The following is a 12,571-nucleotide window of genomic DNA, read 5'->3' on the forward strand; positions in this document are numbered from 1 at the left end:
CGGTGACGATCGCTACCGGGACCGCTCCAGCCCGTAGAGGGCCTCGACGATGTCTTCGGCCTTCTGCTGGACCAGTTGCTGAGCGTCGTTGACGCCGCGATTGTAGAAGGCGCCGCCGATCTCCTTGCCGATGAAGTCCAGCAGCATCTCGGCCGGAAGCTGGCCCAGCTCCTGATCCAGTTCGCGGACGAAATAGTCGCGCAGCTTGCCGGTCGCGGCGGCGCGTTCCTCCCTGGAGAATTCAATCGGCTTCATCAGGAAACCTCGGCCAGGGCTTCCTCCGCTGCGACCCAGGCGGCTTCGGCCGTCGCGAGGTCGGCTTCGGTCTTGGCGCGGGCGCGGGTCAGGCCTTCCAGGGCTTTCGGATTGTTGACCGAGGCGGTGGCCATGTCGTCGTCGATGCGGGAAATCTCGGCCGTCAGGCGGGTCATGTTTTCCTCGGCCTTCTTGACCGCGTGACGCAGGGTCGACGGGGAAGGGCCTGATTTTTTGTCGTTCTTCTTGCCCTTGTTGTTCTGGGCAGGGGCGGCGGCCGCCTCTTCCTTCTTGATCTGGCTGGGCTTGGATACGGCGGCCTTGGCGCGGTCGAGGACGAATTTGGCGTAGTCCTCCATGTCGCCGTCATAGGGCTTCACCGTGCCGTCGGCGGCCAGCCACAGCCGGTCCGCCACCATCTCCATCAGCGAGCGGTCGTGGGTGATCAGGATGACGGCGCCGGTGTAGTCGTTCAGCGCGTCGAGCAAGGCCCGGCGGCTGTCGATGTCCAGGTGGTTGGTCGGTTCGTCCAGGATCAGGACGTGGGGAGCATCCATCGCCACCATGTTCAGCAGCAGGCGCGCACGCTCGCCGCCCGACAGGCTGTCGACCGTGGTCTCCTGCTTCTCGTAACCCAGGCCGAACTGGGCCAGTTTGGAGCGCCGGGCGCTTTCGGGCGCGTCCGGCATGGCGCGGCGGATGATTTCCAGCGGCGTGTCGGTCGGGTCCATCGCCTCGATCTGGTGCTGGTGGAACCAGCCCACGCGCATCTTCTTGTCGCGGTGCAGTTCGCCCTCGGAGACGTTCAGGGCGCCGGCGATCATCTTGGCGAAGGTGGACTTGCCCGCGCCGTTGACGCCCAGCAGGCCGATCCGGTCGTCCAGGTCCATGCGCAGGTTCAGATTGCGCAGGATCGGCTTGCCGACATCATAGCCGACATTGGCTCGCTCCAGCCGGATCAGCGGCGGCGCCAGCGGGCGGGGCGGCGAGGGCAGGGTGAAGGGGGCGACCCGCTCCTCGATGGTGGTGGCCACGGGCTGCATCTTCTCCAGCCGCTTCATGCGCGACTGGGCCTGGGCGGCCTTGGAGGCCTTGGCCTTGAACCGGTCCACGAAGGACTGAAGGTGGGCGCGTTCGGCGTCCTGCTTGGCCTTGGCCGACAACTGCAGCCGGGCCTTTTCGGCGCGGGCCTTTTCGAAGGCGTCGTAATTGCCGGTGTAGAGTGTCAGGGTGTGGTTCGCGAGGTGCAGGATATGGGTGCAGACCTCGTTCAGCATCTCGCGGTCGTGGGAGATGATCAGGGCGGTGTGCGGGTATTTCTTCAGCCGCGCCTCAAGCCACAGAGCGCCTTCCAGGTCGAGGTAGTTGGTCGGTTCATCGAGCAGCAGCATGTCCGGCTCGGCGAACAGGGCCGCCGCAAGGGCGACGCGCATGCGCCAGCCGCCCGAGAACTCGGACATCGGCCGGGCCTGGTTCTCCTGGTCGAAGCCCAGGCCGACCAGGATTTCGGCGGCGCGCGCAGGGGCGGCGTCGGCGTCGATCTCGATCAGGCGGGCCCAGATCTCGCCCATCTCTTCGGGGGGCGCCGTCTCCAGCCGGCCCAGCAGGGTGTGGCGTTCGACATCGGCTTCCAGAATGGTGTCGATGACGCTGACCGGCGTCGCGGGGTGCTCCTGATCGACCGAGCCGATGCGGGCGGTCTTGGGCAGGCTGATCTCGTCGCCGGCGGCGTGAAGCTCGCCCAGGATCAGTTTGAACAGGGTGGACTTGCCGATGCCGTTGCGGCCGACTAGCCCGACCTTGGCGCCGGGCGGCAGGCTGACGGAGGCGTCCACGAGGAATTTGCGGCCCCAGGCGTTGAAGGTCAGGTCGGTGATCTGGAGCATGGGAGGCGCAATGGACTTTCTGACCGGTCATCTCTATATGACCAGTCATGACGTATGATCTTGTAAGCGGCGAGGTCGTCATAACGGCGACGGAGTTCAAGGCCAAGTGCCTGGACCTGCTTGACCGCGTGAACTCGGGCGAGATCCGCAGGGTTCACATCACTAAACGCGGCAAGGAGGTGGCGGTCATGGCCGGCGCCGCTGCTCATGAAGAGACGGGCGACTTCATCGGCTGGCAGGCCGGGAGCGTCATTCTACCGGACGATCTGGATATCGACGGCCCGATCTACGACCCCGAATTCGATGGGGTTTGTGACCCGATGAGCGGCCTCCGTTGAGCCTGAGGCCGAGAGGGGCCATCGGTCGAGGGCTGACGGCTCTGTCGAATGGCGGGCGGACAAAGGCGTCGGTCCTTTTGGACACCAACGCCATCATCCGGTCGCAACTGGATCGCGACCTTGGGGCTGAGGCTCGCGAGGCGATAAATGCCGCGCAGCGCGAGAATGGAATATTGGTGTCGGTCGTCTCCGCATGGGAGATTGGTTTGCTGGCTCGCAACCGGCAAAGTCCGACAGGGCGACTTTTTCAACCCGACGCCGAGACGTGGTTCGACAATGTCATGCGGGCGCCGGGGGTTCGGATGGCCCCGATGAGCCACCAGATCGCATTTGCGGCATGGAATCTGCCGGACCCGATACATGGCGATCCAGCGGATCGTTTGATGATCGCCATCGCTCGTGAACTGGATGTGCCGCTGATCACCCGCGACCGCGCCATCCTCGACTACGCCGCCGCTGGGCACGTCCGCGCCATCGCCTGCTGATAAGACGGGCTTGGCGCGGGGGCGGGGCGTCGCTATAAGCCCGCGACCTTCATTCCCCCTAACAAGAAGTCACTTTCCATGACCGAACGCACCTTCTCGATCATCAAGCCCGACGCCACGCGCCGCAACCTGACCGGCGCGATCAACGCCGTGATCGAAGGCGCCGGCCTGCGCATCGTCGCCCAGCGCCGCGTCAAGCTGTCGACCGAGCAAGCCCAGAAGTTCTATGAAGTCCACGCCGAGCGTCCCTTCTACGGCGAACTGGTCGAGCAGATGACCGCCGAGCCGGTCGTGGTTCAGGTGCTGGAAGGCGACAATGCCGTCGCCGCCTATCGTGAAGTCATGGGCGCCACCAACCCCAAGGACGCCGCCGACGGCACGATCCGCAAGCAGTTCGCCCTGTCGATCGGTGAAAACTCGGTCCACGGCTCGGACAGCCAGGACAACGCCAAGATCGAGATCGCCCAGTTCTTCACCGACGACCAGATCGTCGGCTAAGCGCTCAAGTCGCGAGGGACTTATCCTTCGCATAGCGTGGCTATATAGGCCCGCGTCCGGAACCGGACGCGGGCCCTGTCGTTTGATCTTCATCGATTCATCCCCCTCCCGGAGAAGACCCATGAAGACCATGATCAAACTGGCCCCCGTCATCGGCGTCGTCGCCCTGCTGGCCGCCTGCGGCAATACGATGGAGCAGCGCGCCGCTACCGGCGCCCTGGGCGGCGCTGTCGCCGGTCAGGTTCTGGGCGGCAACACGGGTTCGACCGTGGCCGGCGCCGCCATCGGCGCTGTCGGCGGCGCGGCGACCACGCCCCGCTAAATCCAGCTTAAACCTGGATAAGGAAAAGGCCCGGAGCGTCCGCTCCGGGCCTTTTCTGCGTCTGAGATCCGGCGCTTACCAGATGCGGGCGCGGGCCTCGGGGGCGATATATTCCTTCTGGTCCGGCGAGACGCCGAAGGCCGCATACCAGGCGTCGATGTTGCGCGGCGAGGTGGCGGCGCGCACCGAACCGGGCGAGTGCGGATCGGTGGTCAGCTGCTCCTTCAGCGCCGCCTCGCGCGACTTCTCGCGCCAGACCTGCGCCCAGCCCAGGAAGACGCGCTGATCGCCAGACAGGCCGTCGATCACCGGGGCCGGCTGGCCGTTCAGTGACTTGTGATAGGCATCCAGCGCCAGCAACAGCCCGCCCAGGTCGGCGATGTTCTCGCCCATGGTCAGGTCGCCGTTGACGTGAACGCCAGGCAGGGGCTCCAGGCCGTCATAGATGTCGCCCAGCACCTTGGCGCGCGCCTCGAAGCGGGCGGCGTCCTCGGCCGTCCACCAGTCGCGCAGCACGCCGTCGCCGTCGGACTTGCGCCCCTGGTCGTCGAAGCCGTGGGTGATCTCGTGGCCGATGACCGCGCCGATGCCGCCGTAGTTGACGGCCGGGTCCGCGTTCGGATCGAAGAAGGGCGCCTGCAGGATGGCGGCCGGGAAGACGATCTCGTTGCGCGGCGGGTTGTAGTAGGCGTTCACCGTCTGGGGCGTCATGCCCCATTCCAGCGGATCGACCGGCTGGCCGATCTTGCCGCGCTTGTAGGCCCACTCGAAGGCCGAGGAGCGTTCGACGTTGCCGTACAGGTCGTCCGCCGTCAGCTCCAGCCCGTCATAGGATCGCCACTTGTCGGGATAGCCGATCTTCACCCCGAACCTGGACATCTTGTAGAGGGCCTGCTCGCGCGTGGGCTCGCTCATCCAGTCCAGGGTTTTCAGGCGCTCGGTCATGGCGGCGCGGATGTTGCCGACCAGGGTTTCCATCTGGGCCTTGGACGAGGCGGGGAAGTGCAGGCGCACATATTCCTGGGCCAGGACCTCGCCCAGCTGGCCGTCGACCAGGGCCACGCCCCGGTTCCAGCGCGGCCGGTTCTCGGGCTGACCGCGCAGGGTCTTGCCACGGAAGTCGAAGCGGGCGTCGACGAAGGCCTTGGACAGATAGGGGCTGGCCTGATCGACCACGTTGAACGCCTGCCAGGCCTTCAGCGTCTCGATGGGCGTGTCGGCGAACACCTGGGCGATGCCCGGAATGGCGGTGTTTTCCATCAGCACCAGGGTGTCGACGTCCGACACCTGGGCCCCGGCCAGGAAGCCGGACCAGTCGAAGCCGGGTGCCAGGGTCGCCAGGTCCGCGACCTTGGTGGGGTTGTAGAGCTTATCGATCTGGCGACGCTCGACCGTTGTCCACTGCTTGTCCGCAACCTTGGTCTCGAAGGCCAGGATGTCGGCGGCCGTCTTGGCCGGATCAGCCCAGCCGATGGCGGTCAGGGTTGTGGTCAGATAGGCGAGGTAGGCCTCGCGCTGGGCGGCGAAGTCAGGCTTCAGATAATAGTCGCGATCCGGCAGGCCCAGCGATCCCTGACCCAGATAGGCCGAGTTCACGTCGGGCTTCTGCAGGTCCTCGAACACGTCGATGCCGAACAGAGAGGCGCCGAAGCCGGAGTGGCTTTCGCCCATCAGGCGGGCCATGCCGGCGTGGTCGCTGACGGCCTTGACGGCGGCGAGGTCGGCGGTCAGCGGTGTGGCGCCCAACTGCTCGATCTTCGCCTCGTCCATGAAGCTGGCGTAGAGGGCGCCGACCTTCTGGGCATTGGCGTTGGTCGGATTGGCGGCGCTGGCCTCGATGATCGCCTTCAGCTGGGCCTGGGCGGTTTCATACAGGACGTCGAACGGGCCGAAGCGGGCCTTGTCGGCCGGGATCTCGGTCGTGCGCAGATATGTGCCGTTGGCGTATTCGTTGAAGTCGTCGCCCGGCTTGACCGCCGTGTCGCGACCCGCGAGGTCGAAGCCCCAGGGCGTAACGCCCGGCGCGCCGTGTGAATGACCTTGAGACGAATGGTCCTGGGCCGAGGCCGCGCCGCCGGTCAGGGCGACGACGATACAGGCCGAGCAGGCGGCCATCAGACGAATGCGGTTCATGGAAGACTGGGTCCCGATTTTGATCGGCGGCACCATCGCGCCGGTGCGGCGGTCTGTCGCATGACGTTTTTGTAATCTTCGGGGCCGTCAGCCCTGTTCCAAGCCTCGGCAGAAGGCGCTCAGCATCTGCGGATAGAGCGTGTGCTCCGCCGTCTTTACCCGTTCGGCCAAGGCTTCCGGCGTGTCCCCCGTAACGATCGGCACGCGGGCCTGACCCAGGATCGGGCCTTCGTCCACGCCCTCGGTGACCAGATGCACGGTGCAGCCGGCCTCGGCGTCGCCGGCGGCGATGGCGCGGGCGTGAGTGTCCAGACCGGGATAGAGGGGCAGCAGGCTGGGGTGGATGTTCAGCATCCGCTCACTCCAGCCGCCGACCAGCCAGGGCGTCAACACGCGCATATAGCCGGCCAGGGCCACGACCTCGATCCCGGCGGCGCGCAGGGCCTCGTCCACGACCCGCTCGTGCGCCTCGCGATCCTTGCCGAAGGGCTTGTGCGGGATGGCGACGGTCGCGACGCCCTTGGCCGCCGCGATGGCCAGACCGCCCGCGCCCTCGACGTTCGACAGGACCAGCGCGACCTCATAGCCGCTGTCGGCGCCCTGACCGGCGTCGATCAGGGCCGCCATATTGGAGCCGGCCCCGGAGATCAGGACGGCGACGCGCGTCTTCACGAGGTCAGGCCGCTTCCAGCTGTCCGCAGACGAAGGCGACTTCGCCGGCGTTGAGCAGGGCGGCCAGCACCGGCTCCGCGTTCTCCGGCGAGACGATCAGCATGAAGCCGACGCCGCAGTTGAAGGTGCGGCGCATCTCGTGGTCGCTGATGCCGCCGGTTTCGGCCAGCCATTGGAAGACGGCGGGCATGGGCCAGGCGTTCCAGTCGAAGCTCGCTTGCAGACCCTCGGCGATGCAGCGGGGCGGGTTTTCGATCAGGCCGCCGCCGGTGATGTGGGCCGCGCCCTTGACCAGGCCCGCCTTCATCAGCGGCAGGACCGGCTTCACATAGATGCGGGTCGGCTCCATCAGGGCCTGGGCCAGCGAGCGGTCCTTGGCGAAGGGGGCGTCGTCGCCCCAGGCCAGGCCGGACTTCTCGACCACCTTGCGCACCAGCGAATAGCCGTTCGAGTGCGGGCCGGTGGAGGCCAGGCCGATGATGATGTCGCCGGCTGCCTGGCGATCCAGATAGGGCAGGGCGTGTCCGCGCTCGACGGCGCCCAGGCTGAAGCCGGCCAGGTCATAGTCGCCGTCGGTGTACATGCCCGGCATTTCGGCTGTCTCGCCGCCGACCAGGGCGCAGCCGGCCTGGCGACAGCCCTCGGCGATGCCGGCGACGACGCGGCGGGCGGCGTCGATCTCCAGACGGCCCGTGGCGTAATAGTCGAGGAACAGCAGGGGCTCGGCGCCTTGCGCCAGCAGGTCGTTGACGCACATGGCGACCAGATCGACGCCGACGCCGTCATGACGGCCGGTCTCGATGGCGATCTTCAGCTTGGTGCCCACGCCGTCGGTGGTGGTGACGATCAGCGGGTCCTCGAAACCGGCGGCCTTAAGGTCGAACAGGGCGCCGAAACCGCCCAGCGAGGGCTCCGATCCGGGGCGGGCCGTGGACCTGGCCAGGGGCTTGATATGTTCGACCAGCAGTTCGCCAGCGTCGATGTCCACGCCCGCATCGGCGTAGGTCAGGCCGTTTTCGAGAGGCTTTTGGGTGTCGCTCATGGGATCTCGGGCCTGAATCGGGGCGGAAATGCAGCGCGGCTCTTGCCACAGGTAGGATGCGGGGGGCTATAGCATCGGAATGACGCCGATCACCACCACCGAGGCGCTGGCCGAATTCTGCGCCCGCGTAGCTAATGCTCCCTTCATCACGGTCGATACCGAATTCATGCGGGAAACGACCTACTGGCCCAGGCTGTGCCTGATCCAGGCGGCCTCGGCCGAACACGCCGCCATCATCGATCCGATGGCGGAAGGCCTGGACCTGGAGCCTTTCCTGGACCTGTTGCGCGACGAGAAGATCGTCAAGGTCTTCCACGCCTGTCGCCAGGACGTGGAAATCTTCGTGCGGCTGGGGGCCATGCCCAAGCCGATGTTCGACACCCAGGTCGCCGCCATGGCCGCCGGCTTCGGCGAACAGGTCGCCTATGATTCGCTGGTGCGACAGACTCTGCGCATCGAGGTGGACAAGGGCAGCCGCTTCACCGACTGGGCGCGCCGGCCGTTGTCGGACAGCCAGCTGGTCTACGCCTTGGGCGACGTGACCCACCTGGCGGCCTTGTATCCCAAGCTGCGCGACCGGCTGGAGAAGGAAGGTCGTCTGGACTGGGTCATGTCGGAAATGGCGGCCCTGACCGATCCGGCCATCTATGACACCAATCCAGAGAACGCCTGGAAGCGGCTGAAGCCCAAGAAGTTCTCGGCCAAATATCTGGCCGCCTTCAAGGCCGTCGCCGTCTGGCGCGAACGGGCGGCGCAGGAGCGCGACCAGCCGCGCGGCCGTATCCTGAAGGACGAGGGCATCGACGAGATCGCCCAGCAGACGCCGACGGACGTGGAGGCCTTCAACCGCCTGCGTTCGGTGCCCAAGGGCTTTGGCGGCTCGCGACTGGGCCTGGAACTGGCTGACGAACTGAAGCGGGTTCTGGCCGATCCCGAGTCGCACGCGCCGGAGATGGAGCGCCCCGCCCACCGCCAGCCGGCCCCGCCGTCGGTGGTCGAACTGCTGAAGGTGCTGCTGAAGGCCAAGAGCGACAACGCCGGCGTGGCCTCAAAGCTGATCGCCACCGTCTCCGACCTGGAAAAAATCGCCATCAGCGACGACGCGGATATCGACGCGCTGAAGGGCTGGCGCCGCGAAATCTTCGGCGAGGACGCGCTGAAGCTGAAGCGCGGCGAGATCGCCCTGGTGCTGAACGGCTCGCGCGTCGAGGTCGTCGAGATCGAGTAGGGGTCAAAGTTTCCTCCCCACTTGTGGGAAGGGGGACCGCGCGTAGCGTGGTGGAGGGGCTGTTGAAGTCCCGCAGGCGTCTGAAGAACTCCTCCGTCACGGCGCTGAAGAAGCGCCGCGCCACCTACCCACGATGTGGGGAGGAGACGATGTTTCTGCGTCAGCGCCGACGTGGCGTCAGGATGTCGCCGAGACGGTCGGGGGTTCCCTCGATGCGTTCCAGGCGGGGGTAGCGCAGGCCGTCGTGGTAGTCGAAGACGACGGTGCGGTACTGGTCGTCGTCCTTGACGATCAGGGTGATGGCGGTGGCGGGGTCTTTTGCGGCCGTGACGGCTTCGGCCAGGCGGTCGGGGGTGGCGGCCTGGCCGTTGACGGCGACGATCTCCATGCCGGCGGCGAGGCCCGACTTGAAGGCCAGGCTGTTCCACTGGACGCTGCGGATCTTGTTGGCCTCGCCGGTCTGGAAGCCCAGGGAATAGGTGAAGTCGTTGCGCTTCAGCTCGGCGTAGAGGGTCTTCATGTAGTCGGTGGGCTTGTCCGTAAAGGCCAGGCGCCAGCCGCCGCGCGCCAGGCCGTCCAGCGGGGCGCGGGCGTCGGGGCCGTCGGCGTCCAGGCGGGTGCGCAGGAAGGTCGCCCAGTCGTTGGCGACGACGCCGTTCAGGGCCGCGACCACATCCTCGAACGTGTAGGGGGCGGGGCGTAATCGCCCTCGCGGACGCCGTAGAAGGCGCGGGCGAAGTCGTCGAGCGACTTGCGGCCGCCGGTCTTCTCGCGGATCGTGGTGTCCACGTCGAGCCAGATCAGCTGGCCCTCGGAATAGTAGTCCTCGTCGCGTTGCCACGACAGCCAGCCCTTGGGCTGGCGCTGGCTGATGATCGGGTCGTTGGTGGTGTCCTGAAGGGCGCGCCATTCGCGGCCGACGCGGGTGTCAAAGGTGGCGGCGGTCATGGCCAGGGAGTCCATCGCCTGCTGTTTGGTCAGCAGGCCCGAACGGGCGGCGACGACCTGGCCATAGTACTGCGTCTGGCCCTCATAGACCCACAGCAGGCTGTTCTGCAGGGGCGAGTTGAAGTTGGGCACATATTGGTCGGCGGGGCGACGCCATTTGCCGTCCCAGGAGTGGTGCATCTCGTGGCTGAGCAGGTCGCGGTCGGCCAGATGCGTGTCCCAGCCCGTGAAGAAGGCGGGATCGACCGAGTTCTCGGAGCTGCGATGATGTTCCAGCCCGATGCCGCCCAGCTTGTCGGTCATGGCGATCAGGAAGTCGTAGTGGTCGAAGTGGCGCGCGCCATACAGGCGGTCCATCTGATCGACCAGATTGCGCAGGATCTGAATCTGCTCGTCGGTGGCGTTCAGGCTGTCGGCCTTGTCCGCCACGAAGTTGGCGCGGACCGGCGAACGGCCGCCGGGGTTCAGGTCGATCTGGCGGTAGTGGACGCCGGCGAAGACGGGGCTGTCGATCAGGACTTCCAGATTGACGGGCTTGAAGGTCTGAAGGTCGCCGTTTCTGGTTTCGGGCTCCAGCGCCGTGCCGAACGACCAGCCGGTCGGGAACTTGACCGTGGGTAGCACCGTGATGTTCCGCGACCAGTGGCCGGCGGGATAGAGCAGCATCTTCTCCCACTGAATGTTCAGCATCTCGGGCGTCATGGTGATGCGGCCCTGGTTGGCCGTCGTCGGCGACAGGTGTTGCATGGTGATGTTCAGCGCGGTCGCACCGGCCGGGACGACGATGTGGTAGGCGAAGGGGTGCAGGGGATCGCGCACCCATTCGACGCGCTGGCCGTTGGCGGTGATCTCGATGCCCGCCAGCTGGGCGACGGGGCCGACGGGGCCGTGGTTGCCGGGCAGCCATTCGGGGAAGAACAGGGTCAGGGGACCGGCCTGGGCGACAGGGATGGTCTCGGTCACCGCGAAGATGTGCTGGGCCAGGTTGGCAGCGTCGATGTCGAGGGTGATGACGCCGGGATAGGCGACGTCCTGGGCGTCGGGGATCGCGGGCAGGGGCGCGGGCAGGGCCGGCGGATAGGTCGAGGCCTGCTGCGCCAGGGCGGCGGGGGCGGTCGAGGCCAGCAGGAGGGCGAGGCCAAGGGGGGGCGGCGCGCAGGCAGGGACGGATCGTCGGGGGACTCTTGCAGACTGGATCGGGGCGCTGCGACAGTCCGCCGCAGGGCATGGGGCGTCAAGCGTCGGCGGCGCCCCGAAGTTGCACTGCAACGCAAAAAACAGTGCAAGGTGCAAGAAAGTGCAACTTCGATCAGTCCTCCTCGACTGGTCGCAACGGCGTCGGCGTCGCTTTGAGGGCGGCGCCTTGATCTCTTTCCGCTTTCAGTCTGGCGAAGTGCAGGCGCTCCGCGTCTTGTCTCGCCATTTCGACAAGATCGGCGTGAAGTCGCGACCAGCCGCGCGCTTCGATCAGCTTGCCGTCGCGCATTGCGCGAGATGCGTTCGACCAAGCCAGCCGCGCCATGTCGGCGGCGTTGCAGGGCAGGCTGCTGTCGATCAGCTCCATCTCATAGCTGTCCAGCGGCTCGAAGACCGCGCCATGCGGTTGGTCAGAGCGCCGCCATCCCTCTGTGCGGGCGCGCCACCGAAAGGTCGATTGGCTGAGGCCATGACGCTCGCACACCTCGGCGGCGGAACCGCCGGCCAGGTAGTCGGCGCGCGCGGCGGCCCAGGTTTCGGCGGAACGTCGCGTCTGGGGCGGCGGGGAATCGGAGAGGTATTGGCTGTCATCGGTCATGCCGACCATGATGCGGGCGGCGCCACCTATGGCCGGAAGAATGCCGCTGCGGGCGGTCAAGGCCTTGAATGCGTTGGCGCTCGTTAGTGGAAATAGGATGGAGAGCGGGCGCTAGCCGTCCTATTCGAGCCTCAGCCCGCCGGCTTGACCTCAAGCAGTTCGACCGAGAAGCGCAGGGTCGAGTTGGGCGGCAGTTCGTCGCCGCCGACCCAGCGCGAGCCGTAGCCCAGCGAGGCAGGGATGACGAACTCATAGATCTCGCCCACCCGCATCAGGGCGACGCCCTCGGTCCAGCCCTTGATGACGCGGTTGAGGGGGAATTCGGCGGGTTCGTTGCGGGCGTATGAGCTGTCGAACTCGCGTCCGTCGATGAAGGTGCCGCGATAATGGACCTTGACCGTGTCGGAGCCGGAGGGCTGGGCGCCCTCGGGGTGGGCCTTGCCGACGCGGCGATATTGCAGGCCGCTCTCGGTGGTCGTCCAGCCGCGACGGGCGCCGTTCCAGGTCAGATAGGCGGTGTTGCCGGCGTCCCAGGCCTGCTGCGGGGTTTGACCGCCCTGGCCGGCGACAGCGGCGGCCGCATGGGCGGCGGCCGAGGCGGTCTCGGCGTAGGTGACGGGCTCGCCGCGCGTGGCGCAGGCGGACAGGGCGAGAAGGGCGAGCAGGGGCAGGGCGATGCGTGTCATATGGCGACGCTATCAGGCCTTGAGACCCTGCGGCAACGGGATTGGGCTGCGGGAATGAAAAGGTTCCGCGGGGGCCTTTATTTCGTCGCGAATGCGCGTATATGTGCGCGTTCCCGCAACACTCAATATGAGTCTGCGCGCAAGCGCCGAGGCCCGGTCCGTCGCCCTCCGACCGTGCGAAGGCGCGGCTCCTTCCCCAGGGAGCCGGTACATTTCAGGCGTCCTGGCCCGGCAGCGGGCCGAGGGTGGATGCCGAAACCCTGGCTGCGGACGCGGAAACGCG

The 12,571-nt window shown here is 66.8% G+C and carries 12 protein-coding genes and 1 pseudogene; 5 read left to right on the top strand and 8 right to left on the bottom strand.

What is annotated here, in order from left to right; all coding sequences use genetic code 11:
* Positions 1-12 precede the first annotated feature (12 nt).
* Together AC3ISA_RS12635 and AC3ISA_RS12640 are read right to left on the bottom strand one after the other, a co-directional pair.
* Complete coding sequence (locus AC3ISA_RS12635; RefSeq protein ID WP_489178152.1) at positions 13-255, bottom strand: DUF2164 domain-containing protein; 243 nt, start codon at positions 253-255, stop codon at positions 13-15.
* Positions 255-2,141 carry an ABC-F family ATP-binding cassette domain-containing protein gene (locus AC3ISA_RS12640; RefSeq protein ID WP_372695060.1) on the bottom strand — a complete coding sequence of 629 codons (1,887 nt, stop codon included), beginning with the start codon at positions 2,139-2,141 and terminating at the stop codon, positions 255-257. The genes AC3ISA_RS12635 and AC3ISA_RS12640 overlap by 1 nt, the downstream gene beginning before the upstream one ends.
* Positions 2,142-2,188: 47 nt before the next feature.
* Between AC3ISA_RS12640 and AC3ISA_RS12645 the strand changes: the two genes are divergently transcribed.
* The 4 genes from AC3ISA_RS12645 to AC3ISA_RS12660 all read left to right on the top strand — a co-directional run bounded on the left by AC3ISA_RS12645 (position 2,189) and on the right by AC3ISA_RS12660 (position 3,784).
* Positions 2,189-2,479, top strand: coding sequence for a type II toxin-antitoxin system Phd/YefM family antitoxin (locus tag AC3ISA_RS12645; RefSeq protein WP_372695058.1), 291 nt, complete (start codon positions 2,189-2,191; stop codon positions 2,477-2,479).
* A gap of 77 nt (positions 2,480-2,556) precedes the next feature.
* Positions 2,557-2,964 carry a type II toxin-antitoxin system VapC family toxin gene (locus tag AC3ISA_RS12650; RefSeq protein ID WP_489178153.1) on the top strand — a complete coding sequence of 136 codons (408 nt, stop codon included), beginning with the start codon at positions 2,557-2,559 and terminating at the stop codon, positions 2,962-2,964.
* Between the two features lie 78 nt (positions 2,965-3,042).
* Positions 3,043-3,462, top strand: a complete 420-nt coding sequence (gene ndk / locus AC3ISA_RS12655; protein WP_426016316.1) for a nucleoside-diphosphate kinase — start codon at positions 3,043-3,045, stop codon at positions 3,460-3,462.
* A gap of 121 nt (positions 3,463-3,583) precedes the next feature.
* Positions 3,584-3,784, top strand: a complete 201-nt coding sequence (locus AC3ISA_RS12660; protein ID WP_159844934.1) for a YMGG-like glycine zipper-containing protein — start codon at positions 3,584-3,586, stop codon at positions 3,782-3,784.
* Between the two features lie 75 nt (positions 3,785-3,859).
* On the opposite strand, the gene AC3ISA_RS12665 is transcribed toward AC3ISA_RS12660, so the two are convergent.
* The 3 genes from AC3ISA_RS12665 to purM form a co-directional block, all read right to left on the bottom strand.
* Positions 3,860-5,917, bottom strand: a complete 2,058-nt coding sequence (locus AC3ISA_RS12665; RefSeq protein WP_489178154.1) for a M13 family metallopeptidase — start codon at positions 5,915-5,917, stop codon at positions 3,860-3,862.
* A gap of 87 nt (positions 5,918-6,004) precedes the next feature.
* Positions 6,005-6,589 carry a phosphoribosylglycinamide formyltransferase gene (purN, locus tag AC3ISA_RS12670; RefSeq protein ID WP_489178155.1) on the bottom strand — a complete coding sequence of 195 codons (585 nt, stop codon included), beginning with the start codon at positions 6,587-6,589 and terminating at the stop codon, positions 6,005-6,007.
* 4 nt (positions 6,590-6,593) lie between these two features.
* A complete protein-coding gene (purM, locus tag AC3ISA_RS12675) occupies positions 6,594-7,631 on the bottom strand; it encodes a phosphoribosylformylglycinamidine cyclo-ligase (protein ID WP_489178156.1) in 1,038 nt (345 codons plus the stop codon).
* A gap of 79 nt (positions 7,632-7,710) precedes the next feature.
* Between purM and rnd the strand changes: the two genes are divergently transcribed.
* The gene (gene rnd, locus AC3ISA_RS12680) at positions 7,711-8,859 is read left to right on the top strand and encodes a ribonuclease D (RefSeq protein WP_489178157.1); all 1,149 of its coding nucleotides are present in this window, start codon (positions 7,711-7,713) and stop codon (positions 8,857-8,859) included.
* A 160-nt stretch (positions 8,860-9,019) separates the two neighbouring features.
* On the opposite strand, the pseudogene AC3ISA_RS12685 reads toward rnd, so the two are convergent.
* The 3 genes and pseudogenes from AC3ISA_RS12685 to AC3ISA_RS12695 form a co-directional block, all read right to left on the bottom strand.
* A pseudogene (locus AC3ISA_RS12685) lies at positions 9,020-10,935 on the bottom strand (M61 family metallopeptidase).
* 181 nt (positions 10,936-11,116) lie between these two features.
* Positions 11,117-11,662 (bottom strand): hypothetical protein, encoded by a 546-nt coding sequence (locus AC3ISA_RS12690; protein ID WP_372695108.1) that lies wholly within the window; start codon positions 11,660-11,662, stop codon positions 11,117-11,119.
* 71 nt (positions 11,663-11,733) lie between these two features.
* On the bottom strand, positions 11,734-12,288 hold the full coding sequence (locus AC3ISA_RS12695; protein ID WP_372695110.1) for an FKBP-type peptidyl-prolyl cis-trans isomerase: 555 nt from the start codon (positions 12,286-12,288) through the stop codon (positions 11,734-11,736).
* Positions 12,289-12,571: the final 283 nt, after the last annotated feature.

It is taken from the genome of Brevundimonas sp. KH_058 (assembly GCF_057838505.1).